Origin of the sequence: Enterobacter sp. BNK-13 (assembly GCF_048685015.1) — a bacterium.
GTDB lineage: Bacteria > Pseudomonadota > Gammaproteobacteria > Enterobacterales > Enterobacteriaceae > Enterobacter > Enterobacter quasiroggenkampii.
Map to the genome: position 1 here is coordinate 3,010,802 of NZ_JBLQTP010000001.1, position 23,376 is coordinate 3,034,177.

General features: G+C 53.3%; 16 protein-coding genes and 2 pseudogenes. All 18 read right to left on the bottom strand.

From position 1 onward, the window contains the following. Positions 1 to 70: 70 nt before the first annotated feature. A complete protein-coding gene (locus ACMGGQ_RS14540; protein ID WP_420290206.1) occupies positions 71 to 880 on the bottom strand; it encodes a DUF6708 domain-containing protein in 810 nt (269 codons plus the stop codon). 33 nt (positions 881 to 913) lie between these two features. Next, positions 914 to 1,714 carry a DUF6708 domain-containing protein gene (locus ACMGGQ_RS14545; RefSeq protein WP_420290207.1) on the bottom strand — a complete coding sequence of 267 codons (801 nt, stop codon included), beginning with the start codon at positions 1,712 to 1,714 and terminating at the stop codon, positions 914 to 916. A 33-nt stretch (positions 1,715 to 1,747) separates the two neighbouring features. Then, positions 1,748 to 2,502, bottom strand: a pseudogene (locus tag ACMGGQ_RS14550) (DUF6708 domain-containing protein). A gap of 104 nt (positions 2,503 to 2,606) precedes the next feature. Then, positions 2,607 to 3,347, bottom strand: coding sequence for a DUF6708 domain-containing protein (locus tag ACMGGQ_RS14555; protein WP_420290573.1), 741 nt, complete (start codon positions 3,345 to 3,347; stop codon positions 2,607 to 2,609). Positions 3,348 to 3,451: 104 nt separating this feature from the next. After that, entirely contained in the window at positions 3,452 to 4,192 is a 741-nt protein-coding gene (locus ACMGGQ_RS14560; protein ID WP_420290574.1) for a DUF6708 domain-containing protein, read from the bottom strand. Positions 4,193 to 4,292: 100 nt separating this feature from the next. Then, on the bottom strand, positions 4,293 to 7,415 hold the full coding sequence (locus tag ACMGGQ_RS14565; protein ID WP_420290575.1) for a T6SS effector BTH_I2691 family protein: 3,123 nt from the start codon (positions 7,413 to 7,415) through the stop codon (positions 4,293 to 4,295). 56 nt (positions 7,416 to 7,471) lie between these two features. Next, positions 7,472 to 7,645: pseudogene (locus tag ACMGGQ_RS14570) on the bottom strand (type VI secretion system Vgr family protein); the annotation flags it as partial. Further along, complete coding sequence (locus ACMGGQ_RS14575) at positions 7,620 to 8,423, bottom strand: DUF6708 domain-containing protein (RefSeq protein ID WP_420290208.1); 804 nt, start codon at positions 8,421 to 8,423, stop codon at positions 7,620 to 7,622. The gene ACMGGQ_RS14575 and the pseudogene ACMGGQ_RS14570, both read right to left, overlap by 26 nt. A gap of 4 nt (positions 8,424 to 8,427) precedes the next feature. Further along, positions 8,428 to 8,937: a hypothetical protein gene (locus ACMGGQ_RS14580; protein ID WP_420290209.1), complete on the bottom strand. Its 510-nt coding sequence runs from the start codon at positions 8,935 to 8,937 to the stop codon at positions 8,428 to 8,430. A gap of 140 nt (positions 8,938 to 9,077) precedes the next feature. After that, a complete protein-coding gene (locus ACMGGQ_RS14585; RefSeq protein WP_420290210.1) occupies positions 9,078 to 9,812 on the bottom strand; it encodes a DUF6708 domain-containing protein in 735 nt (244 codons plus the stop codon). 88 nt (positions 9,813 to 9,900) lie between these two features. Further along, on the bottom strand, positions 9,901 to 13,092 hold the full coding sequence (locus ACMGGQ_RS14590) for a T6SS effector BTH_I2691 family protein (protein WP_420290211.1): 3,192 nt from the start codon (positions 13,090 to 13,092) through the stop codon (positions 9,901 to 9,903). 21 nt (positions 13,093 to 13,113) lie between these two features. Continuing rightward, positions 13,114 to 13,986, bottom strand: coding sequence for a hypothetical protein (locus tag ACMGGQ_RS14595; protein ID WP_420290212.1), 873 nt, complete (start codon positions 13,984 to 13,986; stop codon positions 13,114 to 13,116). Next, positions 13,986 to 16,328: a type VI secretion system Vgr family protein gene (locus ACMGGQ_RS14600; protein ID WP_420290213.1), complete on the bottom strand. Its 2,343-nt coding sequence runs from the start codon at positions 16,326 to 16,328 to the stop codon at positions 13,986 to 13,988. The genes ACMGGQ_RS14595 and ACMGGQ_RS14600 overlap by 1 nt, the downstream gene beginning before the upstream one ends. After that, entirely contained in the window at positions 16,325 to 18,979 is a 2,655-nt protein-coding gene (gene tssH / locus ACMGGQ_RS14605; protein WP_420290214.1) for a type VI secretion system ATPase TssH, read from the bottom strand. Before tssH ends, ACMGGQ_RS14600 begins: the two co-directional genes overlap by 4 nt. A gap of 158 nt (positions 18,980 to 19,137) precedes the next feature. Further along, a complete protein-coding gene (gene hcp / locus ACMGGQ_RS14610) occupies positions 19,138 to 19,629 on the bottom strand; it encodes a type VI secretion system effector Hcp (protein WP_023325816.1) in 492 nt (163 codons plus the stop codon). A gap of 4 nt (positions 19,630 to 19,633) precedes the next feature. Next, a complete protein-coding gene (locus tag ACMGGQ_RS14615) occupies positions 19,634 to 21,340 on the bottom strand; it encodes an OmpA family protein (protein WP_045909382.1) in 1,707 nt (568 codons plus the stop codon). Then, positions 21,337 to 22,026, bottom strand: a complete 690-nt coding sequence (tssL, locus tag ACMGGQ_RS14620) for a type VI secretion system protein TssL, short form (RefSeq protein WP_045909383.1) — start codon at positions 22,024 to 22,026, stop codon at positions 21,337 to 21,339. Before tssL ends, ACMGGQ_RS14615 begins: the two co-directional genes overlap by 4 nt. Next, complete coding sequence (tssK, locus tag ACMGGQ_RS14625; protein ID WP_045909384.1) at positions 22,023 to 23,363, bottom strand: type VI secretion system baseplate subunit TssK; 1,341 nt, start codon at positions 23,361 to 23,363, stop codon at positions 22,023 to 22,025. Before tssK ends, tssL begins: the two co-directional genes overlap by 4 nt. Positions 23,364 to 23,376: the final 13 nt, after the last annotated feature.

Genomic DNA, 23,376 nt, shown 5'->3' on the forward strand with positions numbered 1-23,376 from the left:
TTGAGGTAACGGCAATGGATAGCAGGCTGGCTGCATTCTAAGAGTGAACTCACCAAATTCCTGCCAGAGGTTATTTTGCAGAGGCGGTTAATATTTTTTGGTGTGAAACGGATGGTTGTTCAACATCTGGTGCAGTGGTGGATTCCCGTTCCCACTCTTCCGGCCATTTATCTGCTTTTCGTGGACGCCAGCTGTCGGGTCTGCCTTTATTTTTGGGCTCTGCAGGCACAGGCTCGCCTTTCATATACAGGCAGAGGAAACTCCAGACCTGCTGTAACTCTGCGGGCTCTCCGTCTGCAAGCTGAAAACGATAGATGACATTATACGTTCCCGGCTCGCAGACCGAGCCCCATAACTGATGGCCCGAACGGTAGCGATCGCTGCAATACCGGATTTCACCATGAACATCAGCCCAGTTATATCGGGTGATAATGACCGGCCATTTCACCCAGGGGATACGGTCTTTTTTGTATTTATATACGTAAATTTTACATCTACCACGATTTAAGCGAAGTGGCTGTTCTCGTGGCGTTATAAATGCAATTTTCAAAAAAAATACAATCATTGTTGAAAAAAAAATGACACTTAACATTATCAAGCCAGGCATTGCGTAACCATCTATATATTCAGATATCTGCACGCAAACTAATATAACTAAAACCATTATTCCAAAAGTGAATATTGCTGATGGAATCATCCCCCACCATGTCATCCCTTTGTCATAACGGGGGATCTCAAGATACACATCATTTATCTTGTTCATCCAGATAAGCCGTGGAGGCACCAGCTGTGGCTCACTGTTTTCCGGCATGTCCGCTTTCCAGGCACTGACGGGAGACTTAAGCTTCGGTTTAGCGCGAGCAAACAAATTGTCGGTCATTTTCCTGTCCTTGTTGACTGTCCATAATACCAATTATTCAGGCAGCGTTTCACGAGCCCGAATAACAGGAACGCAACCATCTGGTGCGGTGGTGGATTCCCGCTCCCACTCTTCCGGCCATTTATCTGCTTTTCGTGGACGCCAGCTGTCGGGCCTGCCTTTATTTTTGGGCTCTGCAGGCACAGGCTCGCCTTTCATATACAGGCAGAGGAAACTCCAGACCTGCTGTAACTCTGCAGGCTCTCCGTCTGCAAGCTGAAAACGATGGATGACATTATACGTTCCCGGCTCGCAGACCGAGCCCCATAGCTGATGTCCCGAGCGGTAGCGATCGCTGCAATACCGGATTTCACCATGAACATCAGTCCAGTTATATCGGGTTATAATGACAGGCCATTTAAACCAGGGGATACGATCTTTTTTATATTTAAAGACATAAATATTTTGTCGTCTGCAGTTCAGACGAATTGGCTGATCGCGAGGTGTAACGAATGCAATTTTCAAACAGAAAAATGTCAGTGTCGATAAAACCACAACGCTCAATATTGCCAAGCAAGGTATTGCATAGCCATCTACGTATTGCAGCATCAAAGCACACATAGTTAACATAAACCCTAAAAACAAAAGCACTACTAATGCTAATGGAATCATCCCCCACCATGTCATCCCTTTATCATAACGGGGGATTTCAAGATACACATCATTTATCTTGTTCATCCAGATAAGCCGCGGAGGCACCAGCTGTGGCTCACTGTTTTCCGGCATGTCCGCTTTCCAGGCACTGACGGGAGAGTTAAGCTTCGGTTTAGCGCGAGCAAACAAAATGTCGGTCATTTTCCTGTCCTTGTTGACTGTCCATAATATCACTTATTCAGGCAGCGTTTCACGAGTCCGAATAACAGGAACGCAACCATCTGGTGCGGTGGTGGATTCCCGCTCCCACTCTTCCGGCCATTTATCCGCTTTACGCGGGCACCAGAAATCAGGGCGACCTTTGTTGACTGCCTCATCCGGCACCGGCTCGCCTTTCATATACAGGCAAAGATAGCTCCAGAGCTGCTGCAGCTGTGCAGGAGAGCCGCAGGCAATCTGGAAGCGTTCCACCACGTTCAGCGTTCCTGGCTGACAGACGGAAGCAAACAGCTGAAAACCTCCGGTATAGCGATCGCTTGAAAAACGCATCTCACCGTGAATATCTGCCCAGCGGTAAGCTTTGATGGTCGTCGGCCATCTGGCCCAGGGGTTCCACCATTTTCTTTTATAATCGAAGGTGTAGATTTTCTGCCTTTTTTTGTTCAGACGAATGGGTTGATCTCGAGGTTCAGAAAAATAAATTTTAAAAAACAAGATAACCATTGAGAAAAGGCTGAAATTGATAAAAAAAACAGCATTATCAAACTTGTGCCACTCACGCCAAAACCTAAATTATCGACAATATCATCTATTACAAAAAAAGAGATAACCAACATAAATAAAGTTGCTGCAAGAGTAATTACTCCGCCAAAAATCATCCCCCCCCACATAATCGCTTCATAACGAGGAATTTCCATCCAGATACTGTTTTTTGTATTTAACCAAATCAGCTGAGGAGGCACCAGTTGAGGCTGGTTATTGTCCGGCATATCCTCCTGCCAGCGATATATGGGAGGATTAAGCTTTGGCTGAGCCTCACTCTGGCTCTGAAAAAAGGTGTCCTGTGGCATTATCTTGTCCTTTACACTGGCAATCAGCTCGTTTTATCTGGCAGTTCGCTATGGTCACGGGGAGCAGAAAGTTCACTGTCCGGCGCAGTAGTGGATTCACGCTCCCACTCTTCCGGCCATTTATCCGCTTTACGCGGGCACCAGAAATCAGGGCGACCTTTGTTGACCGCCTCATCCGGCACCGGCTCGCCTCTCATATACAGGCAAAGATAGCTCCAGAGCTGCTGCAGCTGTGCAGGAGAGCCGCTGGCAATCTGGAAGCGTTCCACCACGTTCAGCGTTCCTGGCTGACAGACGGAAGCAAACAGCTGAAAACCTCCGGTATAGCGGTCACTTGAAAAACGCATCTCACCGTGAATATCTGCCCAGCGGTAAGCTTTGATGGTCGTCGGCCATCTGGCCCAGGGGTTCCACCATTTTCTTTTATAATTGAAAGTATAAATCGCCTGTCGCTGCTTGTTCAAGCGTATAGGATTATCGCGCGGGATGGCGAAATATAATTTATAAAATAAAAAAACAAATGAGCCTAGCATCAAATAATAAAAAAGCATAATAGCAAATGTTACATAGTCAAAGTCATCAATTAACATTGAGATGGAATTGGTGAAAATAAAAATAAAAATAGAAGAAAAGAAAAAAAACATGAACAAAGCCCCCCCCCACATCACACCTTCATAACGAGGAATTTCCATCCAGATACTGTTTTTTGTATTTAACCAAATCAGCTGAGGAGGCACCAGCTGAGGCTGGTTATTGTCCGGCATATCCTCCTGCCAGCGATATATGGGAGGATTAAGCTTTGGCTGAGCCTCACTCTGGCTCTGAAAAAAGGTGTCCTGTGGCATTATCTTGTCCTTTACACTGGCAATCAGCTCGTTTTATCTGGCAGTTCGCTATGGTCATGGGGAGCAGAAAGTTCACTGTCCGGCGCAGTAGTGGATTCACGCTCCCACTCTTCCGGCCATTTATCCGCTTTACGCGGGCACCAGAAATCAGGGCGACCTTTGTTGACTGCCTCATCCGGCACCGGCTCGCCTTTCATATACAGGCAAAGATAGCTCCAGAGCTGCTGCAGCTGTGCAGGAGAGCCGCAGGCAATCTGGAAGCGTTCCACCACGTTCAGCGTTCCTGGCTGACAGACGGAAGCAAACAGCTGAAAACCTCCGGTATAGCGATCGCTTGAAAAACGCATCTCGCCGTGAATATCAGCCCAGTGATAGGCTTTGACAGTGGTTGGCCATCTGGCCCAGGGATTCCACCATTTTCTTTTATAATCGAAGGTATAGATTTTTTGACGTGTTGAATTTAGACGAACAGGCTTATCTCGAGGTTCAAAAAAATAAATTTTTAAAAACATGGTCATCAGCAAGATGAGAAAGAAATCACCAATCGCATAAATAATTAAAATCCTCTCTTCACCAAGTTCCTGCTCAATTAACCACCCTAGAACCGTCATGAAGAAAATAATAGCCAGCGTCATAATGGCACCAAAAATCATCCCTCCCCAAACAACTCCTTCGTAGCGCGGAATTTCCATACAGATACTGTTTTTTTTATTTAACCAAATTAACTGGGGAGGCACCAGCTGAGGCTGGTTATTGTCCGGCATATCCTCCTGCCAGCGATATATAGGAGGGTTAAGCCTTGGCTGAGTTTCACTCTGGCCCTGAAATAATGCGTCCTGTGACATTGTTTTATCCTTAATTGCCTTAAGCACTGGTGGTTAGCTGCAGATTTTCTTCCGGCTTGAGTTTATCTGGCCAGTAGGTCACGTTGAGCTCCACATCGCTGAATTTCATGCGGTTAAACGCAAACTCGCCCTGCAGCAGTAACCCGCTTGTTTCCCAGCTTTCTTTCATTTCTGAATCAGCAGACAAGGTGGCAGATCCCATTCCCATCGGGGTGATATCAAAACTCTGCTTAGCCGCGGTTTTCACGTTTGTCACCTTCCCTGAAGACGCCGACTGCGTCAGTAACTGGCTCCCCCCGCTTCCTTTGGCAGTCAGTTCGATCAGCCAGTCCGAGCCCAGCTTGCTGCACCCCGGTAACTTCACCTGCACCGCCACCAGCCCCGTCCCGGCAGAATTGAGCACCACTTCGGCCATTCTTTCACGCCGGATTTGTGCAGAGACGCCGCTGGCAATGGTGTAGTACGCTTTCATCGCGGCCTGAAGATCGTCGAGACTGTTAGCATCCCAGTGTTTTTCGTGTTCGGCGCGCTTGAGGCCGAAACAGGTGTCACTGAGCCATACTTCCAGCGGGGAACGAACTTCATCTGCCGCCATGGTTGCCAGTACGGCACCTAATATGGCCAGCCCAATGCAGATACCGATGGGGCCAAACAAAGCAAAATCTCCAGCAATACCTGCAAAAATGCCAACCCCCCCCGCAGAAATTGTAAAAAAGCTAGCGCCCAAATATAGATTTTTAGCAGTTGAATCACCATTTTTCCCTGCGTCTTGAGCACTCATATACATCCCAATCCCATCCACGATCGACGCTACGCCCCCAATCACCCCGGCAACCCGGATCAGCGGATGGGCGTAGATTTCAGCGCCGCGCACTATCATATTGGGCTTTACGTCCCAGGGATTGGTGCCCCAGCGGGCGATCATATGACCAAACCCGACCATTTCTACCGCCGATGCCGTCACCATCAGCGCACTGGAGGCCAGCTTCATTTCCGCCTGCGCATCCCCCGGCACAGCCTCCTTCAGCGCTTTAAGGTTGTCCTCCAGGGCTCTTTTTTGCAGACCCAGCATAGCAGCCCCCAGCACCAGACCCAGGCCGCTGCTGCTGAATACCCGTCGCGAAAGCTGGTACTGTTGACGGGCTATTTTCAGCGTATCCCCCAGCGTCATACTCATACCTCCTGATGCGAGAGAGGCATCCACAGCATCCTGTGCCAGGATCAGGTTCGGGAATCCAGAAAGATGGCGACCGTCTTTCAGCATCGTGCCTTTACTCAGGGCCGCCGAACTGGAACCCGCCCTGCGTGCTGCCTGCTTATAGACCGGTGATTCAATATCTTTCAGTAAGGATGCATAGCGTACGTGAATTTTTCGCTCAAGTATGACGGGATCAGTGACCTGCAGCCAGGTACCGGCATGGGAGGTCGTGATGCCTCCCCGCATGGTCCCCCAAACGGGACGGCCGTGCTCATCCAGTTGCTTAAGCATGATATTCTGAAATTCACGAACGGTAATTTCACCCGAAAAAATAGTAACCGCAGGTTCACCTTCTGCAGCATAGGCTATTGCCTGAAGTACCCGCTCGAATCCTGCGTTTGCTTTGGCGGAAATCTTCTCGCCAATCATGCTGAATGCGCCGTTCATCGACATCGTCAGGCTGCTTACGGGCTGGCTGAAGTTGATGCTGTCCACAAAGTCACAGATTTCCTGACTGTTCAGCAGGGTCTTCATATTGGTGTAGTTTGCTGAACCGTTGTAGACCGCCGCAATCAGCCCAGACTCCTTGCCAAGAAGAGACAAAAATGGCGGACTGTCCGGACTTTCCACCCAGTCATGCCAGGCTGATTTATCCTTATCCAACCCCACCATTCCCCCCTGGAGGTTAGCAGCCAGCGTGTTAAGTTGAGCCGCCCAGCTGACCACGCTGGTTACCGGGGAATAGTCCTGTTTGATCACCATGAGCCATAAAGCCGAGCGATACCAGGCATCGAGATCTTTCGCCACCGCCATCATTTTTTGCTGATAGCCATCCACCACGGCTTTAAATTCCCGGGCAAATTTAGCGCGGTTGGGTTCGCTGTAATATTTCTGCATCCTCTCCAGCGCAGAACGCTTGGTGGAGGCAACCATATCCTCACGGCTGATGGTTATTCCCTCATCGAAGGGTGAATCAGCATAAAGCGGGATCGTGACAGGCTTAATGCTTTTATCCGCATCTATCTGTTTTGTCATCAATTCCTGAATTGATAAAATAGTATCGGAAATGGTGGCCTGATGAAGATTAGCGGGTTTAGAACGATATTTCGCCAGCGCATCCACTACATCCAGGCGGGCGTGATTAAGTTCCTGAACCATTCCGATGGCATCATCCAGCACAATGGCATGCACTGCACCGTACAGCTCCTGTAACTCCGCGACCTTATTACCCAGCGCCGTCTGCTTCCTGAGATCCCTTCGGGGATAAAAACCATACGCGCCATCGGGCTGCCCCTCTTTTCCGACAATACTCGGGAATTTTTCTGTCGCAAACTCCAGCACGTTCTTTGTCAGAGTTGAGAGCGTGGGGTCAAGCGTCAGGCTCCGCCCCGCACCTTCAATTGTCACTGCTTTCCCATCAGCAATCGTTAATTGCGTAAAACGCGGTGCCGGGGCACCGGCTTGTTTATATTTCGCCAGCACATCACGGGGCCACGGGTCATTGCTGAAGGCCACGGCTGCATGGGTATGCTTCGGGTCGATATTGATAAAGCTGCTGCGGATATCATGATTCTGCTGAAGACAGGCGGCACTCAAAGGTTCCACTTTCCCGCCTTCCGGCATTTCCTTCGCATTGAACATGCGTAAAAAACCCTGCGGGGTGACCTGGTAGGCATACCAGACCTGTTTATCTGCCAGAACATACACATAGCCCTCGCGCAGTGTACGCAGGGCGTATTTGAACTCGCCCCCCTTCAGTTCCGTGTCCTGGTGAGGAACGGCAGGATGCCACCGGGTATTAACCAGAGAAGACGGGACTGCAGCCACACGTAGCGGGTATATCGCAACCCCCTTACGCTCACACGACTTACAGCCTGAAGGCGTGCTTGCTACCTGCTGACTTGCCGCTGCGTTTTTATTTGCCTGTGCTTTCATATCCATCATCAAATTCCTTTCTCTCTCCGGTTATGCGTGGCGTAATGTCTGTCAAACACTATCCAGCTTAAGGCTGCAACCATTGCCAGCACCTGTCCCTGGCCATTGGTTTGTGCATCTGCAGCGATGAAAATGCCCTGCTGCACCCTTATCGTGCCCCAGCTATCGGGTCTGAGCTCAAAACCTGTTCCGCGATCATCATCAAGGCGGATGTTATTGTTCGTCGTCGGGCGCAGTAGTAGATTCCCGCTCTATATCCTCCGGCCACTGAACCGTTTTAAATGGTGTCCAGTCCCGGGGCTTGTCGGGATACTCCGGTGCTGTTGGTACCGGTTTTTTCTCCATGTAGTGAAGACAAAAACTCCATAAGCCCCCCGCGGTATCTGTTCCTCCAACGGTCCAGGTCAGAATAAACCTATCCACCACCTCCAGCGTGCCGGGTTTACAGACCGCACAGTAGATACGGTGTCCCCAGTCGGCATGCCCCCGCATCATCACCCATTCTCCGTGAATGTCTTTCCAGTCGAAGACCTTGATAACAGGATGCCAGCGCTTCCACGGAAAGACGCTTTTCTGGAATTCGTAGACATAGACTTTCTGCCGCTTGCGGTTGAAGCGGACCGGGGCGCCACGGGGTTCAAATAACATCATTTTCAGATGATATATAAAGAACGACAATGAAAAGAATGCACAAGAACCAAAAGCAAGTAATTCAATCATATTTGATATGATACCCGGCCAGGTAATAAAATAAGCACAACCGAATAGCGGTAGGGCAGATGCAATTACCCATGGCCACATACCTCCCCAGCCTAAATTCACATAACGCGGGATTTCCATCCACACATCATTAAGCTCATTCACCCAGATAAGCTTCGGCGGAAAGCCGCAGTCTTCTGCTCTATCGGATAAATCCCCTGTCCATCCCTCAACAGGATGATTCAGACGTGAGCGCGGTGGCTGATTGCGTTCGTCACGTTCAGCCTGCCTCTTCAGTCGTCGCTTAATCTTGCCCATCCTTTCATCCCTGTTTCGCGTTTATGGTTATGCCCAGTTTATTTTCCGCATTCTGACTGTCAGGCCAGTACGCCACATTCAGCGTGACCTCCGGCGTGCTGCTTTCCGGCACCAGAAGACTGACCTTCAGATTCTGGCACCAGGGCGCTTTTTCCTGACCACTATCGTCTGTCACTCCGGTTTTCCACCAGTCATGCAGATAATATCCTTCCGGGCCGGTGTGTTGATGATGGTTCTCCGCCCCCGGTGCATTAACAGATTCAGAGAACAGCGTTTTTCCGCCACCGGTCAGCTGTACCAACCAACCGCCACTACCGGCCACCCAGCCAGGTATGCTCAAGCGCATGTCCACCCGACGATAGTCCGTTCCGTTCACATCCAGCTTTCCGGCCATTACCGGCGTCATCGTTCCCACGGACTCCAGAAAAGCCAGACCGCGCCCCTCACCTGAAGGCGTGGATGCTGCCTGCTGGCTTGCCGCTGCGTTTTTATTTGCCTGTGCTTTCATATCCATTCTCAAATCCTTCTTAAGTAGCATCAAGCATGATGTGGTTCCTGCAAACGGTATCGGGCAGAATCATTTCTTCAGCTCAGGGCATAACCAGTAGCAGCGATGGCAAAACCAAGAAACTCCGGGTACAAAAATGGCAAAAGTCAGGTTATGGGGCCAGTTACTGGATTTTGATTCGGGGCAGAAAAACATTCAGCGCCGGGTGCCGTGGTGGATTCGAGTTCCATATCGGCGGGCCATTTGTCGGCTTTACGCGGCCGCCAGTAATCTGGACGACCCATTTCTAACGGTGCTACCGATACGCTGTCATTTTTCATGTACATGCACAGATAACTCCAGGTCTGACTTAGTAGCTCCTGTGAAAAGCGTTCTTTGGTAATCAGAAAGCGGGTGATCACATTGTTCGTACCCGGTTCGCAAACTGAGCCATAGAGTTGAAAACCTAAATCGTAACGCGCACTGGATAAACGGATTTCGCCATGTACATCAGCCCAGTTATAGGACCTGATGGACACGGGCCACTTCAGCCACGGCAGACGTGAACGGTTATATTCAAAAAGATAGATTTTCTGACGTTTTCTGTTCAGACGGACGGGCTGGTCACGGGGAACAACGAAATACATTTTTAAGAAAAAAATTATAAATATCAAAATAAGAATAGATAAAAGCCCCCCCACAACATGGAAAAATATATCATTAACAGAAAAGCATATAGCATCAACAATAATTATACCCAAAAAATATACTGGAATTAGAAATAGCATCAGCCCCCAATAGACCTCAGTGCTATAGCGGGGCATTTCCATATAAATATCATTCTGTTCTGTCAGCCAGTGAAGCTGAGGTGGAATCAGCTGAGGTTCATGATTCTCTGACATATCCTCCCGCCAGGACTGGATCGGAGGATTAAGTTTAGGCCGAGGTTCATCAACATGAAACAATGGCATCGTTATCTATTCCTTTAATTTAACTATCCAGATAAATGAATATTTCCAGGCTTTGCTCCTGGTGCTTTTTATCCGGCCAGTAGGTTACCGTTAACTCAACATTATTATATTTTGTGATATTGAGCGGGAATTCACCGTCAAACTGCACGCCATGTTTATGTCCCGCCGACATCAAGGACCAGGATTCAGAGAAGGTTGTTTTAGAGGTAACAGTAGAGAACTCCGGAGCTGAGAGCACGTCATTTTGATAAAGCTGAGACGTCTTCTCAAACGTCTGCGCTTCAGGAGCAACAAGCCCGGCAAGCTTGCCTGCTGATGCGCTGCGAGCCAGCAACAGACGTTTACCGGAACTCCCAGTAGCCGTCAGTTCAAGCAGCCAAGCGGAGCCTTCAGGATCGCAGTCGGCCAGCACCGCTCTTGCCGCCACCATGCGGTTGCCCAGCAGTTGAGTATTACCGGACAGTTCAGTAAACCAATCCTCGCTCAATTGTGCCGAAACTCCGCTGGTCAGGACATGAAGCGCATTCATCGCTTTATGCATATCTTCAAGACTTTTCGCATTCCAGAAAGGTTCGTCCGGGTTGCGGTCGTTTTCGTTACTAAAGCAGGTATGGGTCAGCCAGCGTTCGAGTGGTGAACGTATAAAACGACTGCCGATAGCTGTCAAAGTAAAGGCGGTCACTCCCAGAGCAATAGCCCATCCAACAGGCCCCAGCAATACAGGGATACCCGCAAAAGAAGCGGTACTAAGTAACCCAAACTCACCTGCGGCACTAAATCCTACGCCAACGACACCTGCTGATATTAAAGCCCCCCCTGCAAGCGTACATATGTATGCTGCGGCTGAATCCCCCGATGTTGATAAATCTGATGCTTTCATTAACAAGGCAACCCCATCAATAAAAACAGCAATCCCCCCAATCACCCCAGCCGTTCGGATTAACAAATCCCCGGCAGCAATTTGACCGCCTACAGCAGGGGCTTTAAAGAGTGCCGTCGCACCCTGCCCCACAAGCTCTGTCGCAGAAGCCAGCACCAGTAGCGAGCGCGATGCCAGCGACATTTCGCCCTGTAAATCCCCGGGAATGGCTGATTTAAGCTCTTTCAGGTTACTAAGCGTGGTTTGCAGCATGATGTATGCCAGTGCCGCACCAATGACACCACTCTGGAAATGCTCCGACAACATGGTCTGGTTACGCGCCACAGCCTTCATATCGGCAGGACTCAGCCGTATTTCTCCAGTAGTGAGGGAGTTATCGATAATTTGTGGCGTAAGGCTTGTAAAGCCAGATAACTGACTGGACTCAGTGAGCACATTCCCTGCTGCAATCGCTGCCACGCTGGTGCCCGCAGCACGTGCAGCTTTTTTACCCCCGGCTGAATGCAGTTCCTTCAGCGGTGCCGTCAATCTGACCTCAATTTTTTGCTCAAGAAGCGCAGGGTCAGTTATCTGCAGCCAGTGACCAGCGCCAGTGGTTCGGGTCAGTGAGCTATTTTCTTTGGCCTGCACGGTCCAGTTCGTTTTACCCTGTGCATCAAGCTGGGTAAGCAGAACCTCTTGAAACTCACGCACCGTAAGCTCACCGGAGAACACTGTGATGGCAGGAACTCCGACAGAAACATACGACACGGCCTGCATCATCCTGACCATGCCACCTTTGGCAGCATCAGAAAGCAGGGTATTCAATTGGCTATGGGCACCAGCAATCGCAGTCAGCAGGCTGGTCACTGCGCGTTGGTAGGGGAGTGAATCAAAGAAATTGGTCAGTTCCTGGCTATTAAGGCCCGCTTTCAGGTTTGGGTAGTTCACGGTTCCGCTAAACACTTCATTTCCCAGCCCCTGAGTTCCTCTGAGTAATGCTAAAAATGCCGGGCTCTGACCATCTTCCATCCAGTCGATCCAGACGGGCTTCACGCTGCCATTTTCCACATCTTCTGATCTTACTCCGGCCATACCACCGTGCAGGCAACGCGCAATAGCCAGCAACTGGAATGTCCAACTGAGGGCATTGCTTTCAGGTGCGTAATCGTCGCGGAGTTGTGTTTTCCAGATCTCAGAACGCCAGGCGGTATCAAGGTCCAGCCAGATAGCAGCGATTTTCCCGTTGTAGTTATCTACAATTGCATCATATTTACGAGCAAACTCAGCACGGGCCGATTCGTTATAATAGTCTTCCATCCGGTGTACTGCAGAATGAACCTTCTGAGCGACAACGGTTTCCCGGCTGGCAGTATAGGACGTGGTATAGCCGGGTGTATAAACGCCCTGAATGCTGGGATCATGGGCCATCTGACTGGCCGTGGATGCTTTAATCTGCAAAATGGCATCAGAGATCATCTTCTGATGAATGTTTTCCACTTTCCCTGTATGTGCTGATAGCGCCTGGATAGCATCAAGTCGGCCATTGTTCAGCTCCTGTACCACACCCACCGCATCATCCAGCACAATGGCATGCACTGCACCGTACAGCTCCTGTAACTCCGCGACCTTATTACCCAGCGCCGTCTGCTTCCTGATATCCCTTCGGGGATAAAAACCATACGCGCCATCGGGCTGCCCCTCTTTTCCGACAATACTCGGGAATTTTTCTGTCGCAAACTCCAGCACGTTCTTTGTCAGAGTTGAGAGCGTGGGGTCAAGCGTCAGGCTCCGCCCCGCACCTTCAATTGTCACTGCTTTCCCATCAGCAATCGTTAATTGCGTAAAACGCGGTGCCGGGGCACCGGCTTGTTTATATTTCGCCAGCACTTCTCGGGGCCACGGGTCATTGCTGAAGGCCACGGCTGCATGGGTATGCTTCGGGTCGATATTGATAAAGCTGCTGCGAATATCATGATTCTGCTGAAGACAGGCGGCACTCAGGGGGTCCACCTTCCCGCCCTCCGGCATTTCCTTCGCATTGAACATGCGTAAAAAACCCTGCGGGGTGACCTGGTAGGCATACCAGACCTGTTTATCTGCCAGAACATACACATAGCCCTCGCGCAGGATACGCAGGACGTATTTGAACTCGCCCCCCTTCAGTTCCGTGTCCTGGTGAGGAACGGCAGGATGCCACCGGGTATTAACCAGAGAAGACGGGACTGCAGCCACACGTAGCGGGTATATCGCAACCCCCTTACGCTCACACGACTTACAGCCTGAAGGCGTGCTTGCTACCTGCTGACTTGCCGCTGCGTTTTTATTTGCCTGTGCTTTCATATCCATCATCAAATTCCTTTTTCAGTCGCGTCATGCCTGACGCAGTTCCTGCCAGACAGCGTCCGGGAGGGTCTGAAGTAGTTGCGTAAAGCGCAGCACTGGGTTTTCCGCGGCTTCCTGCAGTCGGGCCTGTACTACGGCATGTGCAGTGATATCAACGGGCAAGGTCAGGGCATTGAGCGCCAGGCATAGCCGGTCACTGAGGTGATGCAACCCCACATTCCCGGAAGTAGACCATGCGTCAGCAGCAAGGCGCACAGCCTCTGAAGGTAAGGCGCCACTGGATTCATGCCAGGCAGACAACAAGCGCCAGATATTACGGACTTCAGCTTGTGCCTGTTCAGCTCCCCAGTTGAGCATCCAGACATCATCACCGGATCGACCACTCATCGTCTTCAGTTCACCGGTACAGGACATCCAGTGCCACTGACTCGTTGAGGCAAGCAGACCTGCCAGCACCCCAGGGTTAGCAGTCGCCTGCAGCAGCTCAAGGCGCAGGGGTTCAAACACAGGGATGCTGACGCCTGGTTTAACGTGTTTGCACAAATCAGCCAACCAGACAGCCATTTCATCCGGTGAAAGCGCTGAACTCAGCCAGCCGCAGACATAGCGCTTCTCGTACAGAGTTTCTCCAGATGCATAGGTTTCACTGCTTCGCACCAGAGCTTCATCCAGAGTGCCTCCCGGAGAAGCAAGCAACAGCAGAATCGGACAGTGCTCCGGCGACCAGGCCAAATCCGGACGCAGTATCCTGCGCAGGGCATCACTACCCTGGTTATCCCTGAGCATATCTGCGTGCAAAGGGTTCCAGCTCACCACTTTTTTTAGCGGATCAAGCACCAGGTAACGGTATTCATTCTGCCTGGCATTCAGGGCATCAGTTAAGTTAGTGAGGGTATCCATCAGAGTGCACTCTCCACACAGCTGGCCGCCGGTGGCAATTCAGGTTGTGCCGGGCTGAAGCTCTGTGATGCCAGATGGTTCAGGCTGGCTGATTTGGCATTCACATCGCCAGGCGTCAGAATATTGACGCCTGACGGGTCGATGACCACAGCGGTTTTACCGCAACATAACGTAATTTTCTTACTTGCCTGAATCACCACCTCATCGTCCTTGCTGGTGATGGTCATGCTTTTCAGGGAGGTCAGCATCATTGCATCCCCTTGCGCCTGGATATCCACTTTCCCCTTATTGGCGTATATTTTGATGCCCAGCGTTTTGGCAAACAGGCTGATGATCTCGCCTGCCGCAACGGTGAATTTTTTGAATACGCTAAAGTCACTGTTCTCGCCGGAGGTCTGAATAAAGTTCTGTCCGCTGCTGATTTGAATACTTTGCGGTGATACCTGAGCTATCCCGTCCGGGGCGCTCATTAGCAACGCAGACTGCTGCAGATCCTTTATAGAAGATTCCAGCAATGTTTTTTGCGCTTGGATCTGCGCGAGTTCAGCCTGTGCAGTGGCTACAGCATCGCTCAGTGATTTCGCTAACTGCTGCGCCTGATTGAGTGTCCCCAACGCCGCATCCATCGCCAGAACCTGTCCCTGCCCTTTGATTTGTGCATCTGCGGTGATGAAAATCCCCTGCTGTGCACGAATAGCGCCCCAGCTGTCCGTCCTGAGCTCAAACCCCTCACCGCGCTGCTGTTTCTCGCTGTCGACCAGGTGGCCGAGGTTCAGCTGGCTCTTCCCGCCGTACTCCGTGCTGACCTTGATGTGCTCTTTTCCGCGCTCGTCATCGAGGCGGATTTTGTTGTTCGCCGGGGTACGCAGGACGTTGCGTTTGTAGTTGCGGATGGTGACGTGGTCGCCGTGCGCCGAGTCGTGCAGCACGCCGGCAATGTACGGCCGGTCCGGGTTACCGTCCTCAAAGCCAATCGCCACTTCGGTGCCCGCCAGCAGCGGCAGGTGGAGGCCATAGGTGTCCCCTGCATAAGGGCGGGACTGGCGCACCCACAGGCTCTCGAACCCGGTTTCCCAGTTATCACGGTCAAACAGCATGTTGACGCGATAGCGACCGTCTTTATCGATATGCCCGTAGGTGTCATTTTCGGTGGTGCTGGTGACGCGGGCCGGTAAGGTGCCAGCCATCACCGGGCGTGCCCCTGGTTCCGGGCGGAAACCAAAATCGGTGCTGTCCGGGATGCCGTCAAAATCAACCGCAAAGTCCTTATCACGGTGGGCATACGTATGCATCGCCGTGATGACCACGCCCTGCGCAAACACATCGGCCACTTCATACCCGCCGGTGACTTTCAGTACCTGACCCGGCGAGAGGGTCGGACAGCTGGTGATGCCGTGCGCCCGGGTCTGACCATTCAGGTAGCGTTCGTGACGAAGGCGGGCATAAAACGCCCCGGACTCCGGGGCCGGGTTGCGGTCATAGGTGCTGCCCGGCGTCAGGTAGTTATCCGCCCAGTGATAGGCATCACCGTACGTGGTGACATCCCCGCGGGTCGCATCCACCAGGGTGTTCATGTCCTGCGTGGCCTGACGGTAGTTGTAGTCCCGGGTGCTGACCTGCTTCTGCACCACGTTGTGATGGCATTCCATTCCCCAGACTGAATCCACGCCTTTTGAATGCTGGCCCGATGGCGGCACCGACGGCAGCGTCAGCCCTTTTTCATACCCCTGCTGGCTGTCATAAAACTCCACCACGTCAATGTTGAGGCGCGTGTCGGTGGTGAAGCGAAACCAGATACCGACCTCACCCAGCAGGCGGGTGATAAAGTGCAGGTCGTCCTCATCGTACTGCATCACCTGTTCACGGCGTGGATATTCTTTTGACAGCGAGAACAGAAAATCCTGACCGCGCATACCGTGGCGCTCGCGCAGGATTTTTTCCACGATTTGCGGAACCGACATGTCCTGGTAAATGGCGTTCTGGTGCGAGCGGTCGAGCAGCGCCAGACGTGGCCGGAGCGTCAGGGCGTAGCGAGTTTCATCTTTTGACGTGCTGAGGCGTTCAAAACCGGTCACCACGCCCTGAAGGGTGCGCACCGGATGCTGCACTTTAATGCCGTAACCCTGGTCTACCGGGGCCTGCAGCGTCAGCGAACCGGGCTTCATCAGCATCGCCTCTCTGGCGATAGCGTGGTCACTGCTGGTGAATTCAATACGGTAGCGGAACGGCGTGCTAAGAGCCTCATCACCTTCGAAAGACAGCACGTCGAGCGCGGACTCACAGCCTTTCACCGCCAGCAGGTGGTGGCTATGGCTGTATCTTAATGGAGGATTATTACTCATGCGTCCACTCCCTGTTTCACATCAAATTCCAGCCCGATCCCCTCTTCCTCACTCCAGCTAAAGCGTAATGACTGTGGTTTCAGTTTTGCGGCCATATGGGTCAACAGTTGCTGACTGAGCACCGGCAGAATTTGCTGATTGAGCAGGCTGTCGACGTTACGCGCACCGGTATCTGGCAGCAGGCAGGCTGAAGTCAGCGCATCATAAAGACTTTCATCAATGTGCGTGCTCAGGCCGTAGTGTCGATGCAGGCGCTTGCTGACCTGTGAGAGTTTCATTTCCACGATGGTACGCATGGCTGCTTCCGAGAGGGGGCGGTAAATCACGGTCTGGAAGCGGGCCAGCAACGCCGGCTGGAAGTGATCGCGCAGTATCGGACGCAGCAGCTCGTGAAAATCGCCTTCGCTGGCCTCCGGCTGTTCGTCAAGCAGCTGCATCAGGTGGTCGCTGCCGAGATTCGAGGTCATCAGAATGACGGTGTTGCGGAAGTCGATTTCACGTCCTTCGCCGTCGCGCATAAAGCCGCGGTCAAAGACCTGATAGAACAGGTTCATCACGTCGCGGTGGGCTTTTTCGACTTCATCGAGCAAAACCACACTATACGGGCGTTTGCGCACGGCTTCGGTCAGGATCCCTCCCTGGCCATAACCGACGTAACCCGGAGGTGAGCCCTTCAGCTGGGAAACCGTATGCGGCTCCTGGTATTCGGAGAGGTTAATCGTAATGAGTGACTTTTCACCGCCGTACATGACATCGGCCAGCGCAAGCGCGGTTTCGGTTTTCCCCACCCCGCTCGGCCCCACCAGCAGAAACACGCCCTGCGGGCCATTCTCGGATGTGAGACCCGTTTTTGCCGCACGCAGACGCTGGGCGATGGCCTCGAGCGCAACATCCTGCCCGACGACACGTTTACCCATTTCATTTTCGAGGGTCAGCAGTTCGGTCTGCTCATCTTTCATCAGCGATGACAGCGGAACGCCTGTCCAGTCAGCAATCACGTTGGCAACGGTGCGTACGTCAACATCCAGAGAGAGCAGCGGATTGCTGTGCTGCATGCCGTTCAGTTCCTGCTGCAGCGTGCGCGTCTCGCTTTGACGGGAGATGTCCTGGCGGCTTTCCAGCAGTTGTTCGGTGAGTTTCAGTTCCTGCCCGTACTGCGTTTCAAGCTCGTCGAGAGCAACGATAAGAGCGTTCTCTTCCTGCTCAATGACGGTCAGGCGTTCACCATGGCTCTGATTGCCGACAGCAATATCTTCCAGCAGCGCCTGCTTCTCCATTTCAAGAGAGGTGATCTGCGAGCGAATGCAGGTCAGCTGCTCCGGCACGGTGTCGAGGCTCATGCGGACGCGTGCTGCGGCGGTGTCGAGCAGGTCAACCGCCTTGTCCGGCAGCTGGCGGCCCGTCAGATAGCGGCGAGAAAGCGTAACTGCCGCGCGTACCGCATCGTCGGTAATGTGCACGTTATGGTGCTCGGCGTAGCGGGACTTCAGACCACGGAGCATCAGACAGGCGGTGTCGTCATCAGGCTCATCTACTTTTACCATCTGGAAACGACGCTCCAGGGCCGCGTCGCGCTCGAAATATTGTTTGTATTCAGACCAGGTGGTGGCCGCAATGGTACGCAGTTCGCCACGCGCCAGCGCCGGTTTTAGCAGGTTCGCTGCATCGGCGCCGCCCGCCTGATTGCCCGCGCCGATGATGGTATGCGCTTCATCAATAAACAGCAGGACCGGGGACGGTGATTGCTGCACCGCATCGATGACGTTTTTTAGCCGCTGTTCGAACTCGCCTTTCACGCCCGCGCCGGCCTGTAGCAGGCCCAGGTCGAGGGTACGCAGAGTGACCGTTTTCAGGGATTCAGGCACATTACCCTCGGCAATACGCAGCGCCAGACCTTCAACCAGTGCGGTTTTCCCCACGCCCGGCTCGCCGACCAGAATCGGGTTGTTTTTGCGGCGACGAGAGAGGATATCCACCATCTGACGGATTTCTGTGTCACGGCCAAACACCGGATCGATCTTCCCTTCCTTCGCTTTGGTGGTGACATCGAGGGTGAATTTATCCAGCGTGTTCTGCAGCGCAGGGCTCAGTTCCCCCTCTTTCATTTCCACACCAGCCGGACGCCCGATAAACTCCACCTCACCGCCGTGGTTCTGTGCCAGCTCGGCTTCGCGCTGCATTTCCGGACGCTCATCCGATTGCGCATCCAGCAACGGTCGCAGGCGCTCCAGCTGGCTCTGAGCAAGCGTTAACAACGGCCAAAGGCCGTCACAACGTGCCAGTTTTGGTTTTTCCACCAGGGCCATCAGCAGATGGATGCTGCGAATGTGCTCTTCGCCATTGAGTGAGGCAAGTAGCCAGGCTTGCTGCATCAGAGTCTGGATGTCATCAGAGAGCTGGGGCCGATGGCGCACGGAGCGAGGTTGTCTGTCGAGCCAGCCAAGTAAATCCTGCCAAATGCCATCCATATCCCATTCATAGCGACGCGCCAACACCGTCAGGTCACCTTCCCCTTGCTCCAGCAGCTTCAGCAGCCAGTGCTCCGGCAGAATTTCGGCATGGGCACGGGTCTGACAGAGCGAAGCTGCGCCTTCCATCGCTCGGGCACAGTAAGGGTTCAGACGACGTAACAGGATGGCTGGATTTTCCATGAGATTCTCTCTTTGTCGGTTCCTGGACACGCTACCGCCCCTCGCTGTTCACCAAAGCGCATAAGGTCAGGCAGGCAGATTGTTTTTTCTTTGCTGAGTGCCCGCATCTCAGGCACTCAGCAAAAAACTGCGGACAGGAAAACCTGCCCGCATCAGGATTACGCCGTAGCGCGTTCGTTCCAGGAATCGGAATGAATGATGTTGCCGTCTTTGTAGGTCCAGGTGATTTTTTCGTAACGCAGTTCAACGCGCTCAAGGTGGTTGTGCTTCTCTTTAGAAGGATCCTTGATGTCATACATTTCAGGATTCACTTTCACTACCTTCACGTTTTCCAGTTTGGTGTTGAAGTACTCCACTTCCTGGCCCGCGTCGTTGATTTTGTACCACTTGAATTCAGCGGATTTCAGGGTCTGACCGGTTGTCACCGCCTTGTACAGATACGGGCTGGAGGAATCGATTTCCTTCGTGAACAGGAACGGCGTGTGGATACGGGTGCCGGTCAGCTTGCCGGTGTTGTTGTCGGTTGGGATGTACAGGTTATGCTCCTGTGCAACCACTTCGATGCTGCCTTCACGATCCTGAACGTCAACAGACCCTTTGATGTCCGCGCCGCCGTCGTCCTTCAGCCAAAGATAAACAGGAATTGCCATGGAATTACTCTCCATTGTGTAGTGAAGCGCCATCATCCTGCGATGGCGCCGGGTGTTTGCCGGGTATCTGACAGGCATTCGCCTGCGGTACCAGACTGATTTCGACACGGCGGTTGAGCGCACGCCCTTCCAGGGTGTCGTTGGTTGCGACAGGACGGCTTTCGCCATAGCCCTGCACCGCAAAACAGCTTTCGGGCACGTCGCCCGTGTCCCGCATCCAGTTGCGCACCGCTTCGGCGCGTTTCAGAGACAGCGTCTGGTTCAGCTGCGGATTGCCAGTGTTATCGGTATGCCCAGACACGACAATCAGCCAGCCCGGTTTCGCTTTGATGCCAACCAGTGAATTCACCAGCATCCTGGTGGAACCCGCTTTCAGCACGGACTTGCCGGAATCGAACAGCGACATGCTGTCGAGCCTCACTATTTTCGGTGCTGGTTTTGGGGTTGGCTGCGGTTTAGGAGGCGGCGGCATATACGAGCGGATCGCTTCCAGTAGGGATATCCGTAGACGTTCCCCTTGATAAAGCCCCAGGCCCAGCCGGACCGGTACGCCGTTACGTGCATAGTCATCCAGCAACGCAGAATTCTCACGAAGGGCCGCAACGGCGCTAGCTTTCGGGCCGTAGTCATCCGTGGAGAGACTGTCGTAACGGGCTATATCGAAGCTCACGCGATGCAGCAACTGGCGATTGTTCCAGCCACTGCTGAGCAGCGCGGCGATGGCCGCCAGGGTGAAAAGACCAAGGGCACAGCGCCAGGTGCGGGCGCGGGGAGTAAGTCCACTTCCTTCCGGTAGCAGCGGCAGGATGAAATCCGGTAAGGGTGAGATCACCGTGCTGTCCGTCCCTATCGGTTGCCAGCCGGCTACCTGCTGCATGGCAGTATGACGCGATAACCATGCCGTCCAGGCAGAGGACGCAAGGCTTCCGGCAAGAATCGGTCCCATTCCCCACAGCTGCGCTGCAGGTGCAATGACCGGAATATCAGGATTCTCATCGATGAATACCGCCTGGACATGCTGATGGAACCAGCTCATCAGGCTGTTCATCAGCACCTGCTGCTGCATCACAGGCGCACCGCCAGTGGTGACCCACGCGGCGATCGAACAAGGCGCATTCGACTCACGCCAGACAGTCCACCCTTCACCCGGAATAGCAGCCTGCCAGAGCATGTCATCCGTCATCGCGCTGCCAATCTGACCATTCAGAATGAGTGGCACAGACTGTCCCGTTTCTTTACGCAACTGGCTGATTTGCCAGCGCAGAGCCAGCAGACGACTTGTCAGGGCTTCGCTGTCGACATGTTTCTGCGGGCAGACACTGACCATCACCGACAGCTGACGCCCCCAGTCCGGGCGCTGCCACAGAATCTGACGGGCAACCTGCTCCAGATCCTGATGGTCCTCAACGCGGATCCAGCATCCCTGCGTGACGATCAGTACTGGTGACTGCTGCGGCCAGGTCAGAGGCATATCGCCACAAACCAACACCACAGGTTGACGGTAAGTGGTTTCAGGAAGGTCATCCAGACGCAGGTTGACGTCATGCTCCGCACGAGGTCTGGCGATATACCAGAACGCGACTATGACCCCGATCATCGCCAGCAGAACGAGCACTGAAGCCAGCCGGGATAACGGCAGAAAAGCCAGGCAGACCACAGCACTCAGCAGGGCAGCCCACAGCGCAAGCCCGCGCTGTTGTACAGGACTCATTTTACGACTCCCGGCAACAGGGTCAGCAGCATCTGATCGAGCCAGCGATCCAGTCCCCACCAGAGTGCGGCAAGAACAATCACGCTCAGGCCGATACGCGCGGGCCATGACGCCAACCAGCCTCCCGCTCCCCGTCCGCTGCGGCTCTCTGCCAGAACTGGATGGGTCTGCGGGTAGCTGAACGGTGTAACGCGCTCATTGAGGGCGCTGACCAGCTTCTGGCGTTCCGGATCGTTTAGCGCACGAAAATCTCCCAGAAATCCGAGCATCATTACCCGCTGGAAGCAGGTCAGTACGGCATTATCTGGTGCAGGTTCACGCAGCACATCGCGCATCCTGTCACACAAAGTGTCACCCGCGTCCATTGTGCCGAGGAAGTGTCCCTGCAGAGGAATGTCATACCACTGCACACAGGCATCATCCTCTACACCGCGCCCTTTGACTGCCTCATCAAGCAATGCACATTGTGCAGTGAGGATATGCTTACAGCTGGCTTCATCAAGTTCACTCGCTTTCAGTTCACGCTGAACGCGTTCCACATCAGCGATACAGCGTTCCCACAAGACCCGACCTTCTCCTTCCTGAAACTGCGGGCCATAGCGAAGGCTGATGACCTGAAGCCAGGTATCCTGCAGCAGTGCGTCAATATCAACAGACACGACAGCGCCGTGTTTACGTTCACTCATGTTCTCAATACCGCAAAGAGTTCAAGTTCAGGCTCGCCGAGCATGCCCGGGACGTAAAACATACATGTCCCACTCTGGAGCATTTCAGTCGCCAGAGGATGGGAGAGATCGAGACTGAAATACTGATTTTCCAGGCGCAGTGGAATGGCGGCTGGCACATGGCGCAGCGGCGTCAGCGGCACGCCCACGCGGGAAGAGTTGACGATCCCGCGCACATGGTCAGGGCTGCCCACCTTACACTGGCGCGGAAACTGCTCCTGCAGTTGCGCCACCGGAATCGGTGAGCGCACAGAAAGATAGTAATCAGCCCCTTCGCGCAGACGCGGGTCATGCAGGCGAGCCTGCCAGAAGTGCAGCCGTGGGTCATAGTCGAGTGCCAGGGCCACCACGCGTGACGGCAGGCTGGCTTCAAGCAGATCGCCAAGCAAATCAAACAGCGGTGGAAATACCGCATTGAGTTGCTCGTGATGCCAGGCCGGTATGGCGCTCACCTGATGTTCCAGGGAAAAGGTCAGCAGGCTCCCTGCAAGGCGAGAAAGTTCCGGATACAGACGTTCCGGTGGGCTTTGAAGATTACGCTGGAACTGACCCAGCACGGGCTCGGCACTGTTCAGCGCGTTGAGCAGCCAGAACAGTGATACATCTGCCACGGCGAAATCAGCCATGCGCTCATTGCTTTCACGCCGCATTGCCATCAGACGGCACAGTCGCGCACGCAGTTGTGTCAGTAGTTGTTCCAGTTGGGTAACCAGCCAACGGCTCCCCTGGAGGGTCAACAGCGGAGGAAGAAATGTTTCATCCAATAGCCATGTACCCTGCGAGTCTTGCTGCAGGCGGGCGACCGGACAAGTCAGATAATCGCTGTTGTTCTGATGGGCAAAACGCAGCGTCAGTTCAGGCTGCATCACGGCAATCTGACGAGTGTCTTCCCCAAAGGTATTGCGTACATCCCGCCAGCGCTGACGATATCGCACCGGACGCTCGGCCACCTCATCGGGTTTCAGGCAGTTGCCGCCGTTCGCCCGCAGTAGCGGGAGCGCCAGCACCACCGTCAGCTCCTGCGATTCGCTTTCAAGCGACAGTACCGGAGGCAGCGAATCAGCATTGTCTGTATCAATCAGCGTACCGTCCTGAAAACGGACATGCAGATGACGGGCCTGAAGACGTCCAAGCCTGAGAGCTTCCGGCTCGAAGGTAGCATTTATCACCCCCCACGGGCAGGAGAGGCCCAGCCGGGCAATACACTCGGCAGACCAGGCCGCATACGCGACCTGTTGCTGAAAATGCTGGGGAGCGACCATAATGCCCCTACCCCATAACGGTTGTTCCGTTTTCATCGGCTTCCTGCCT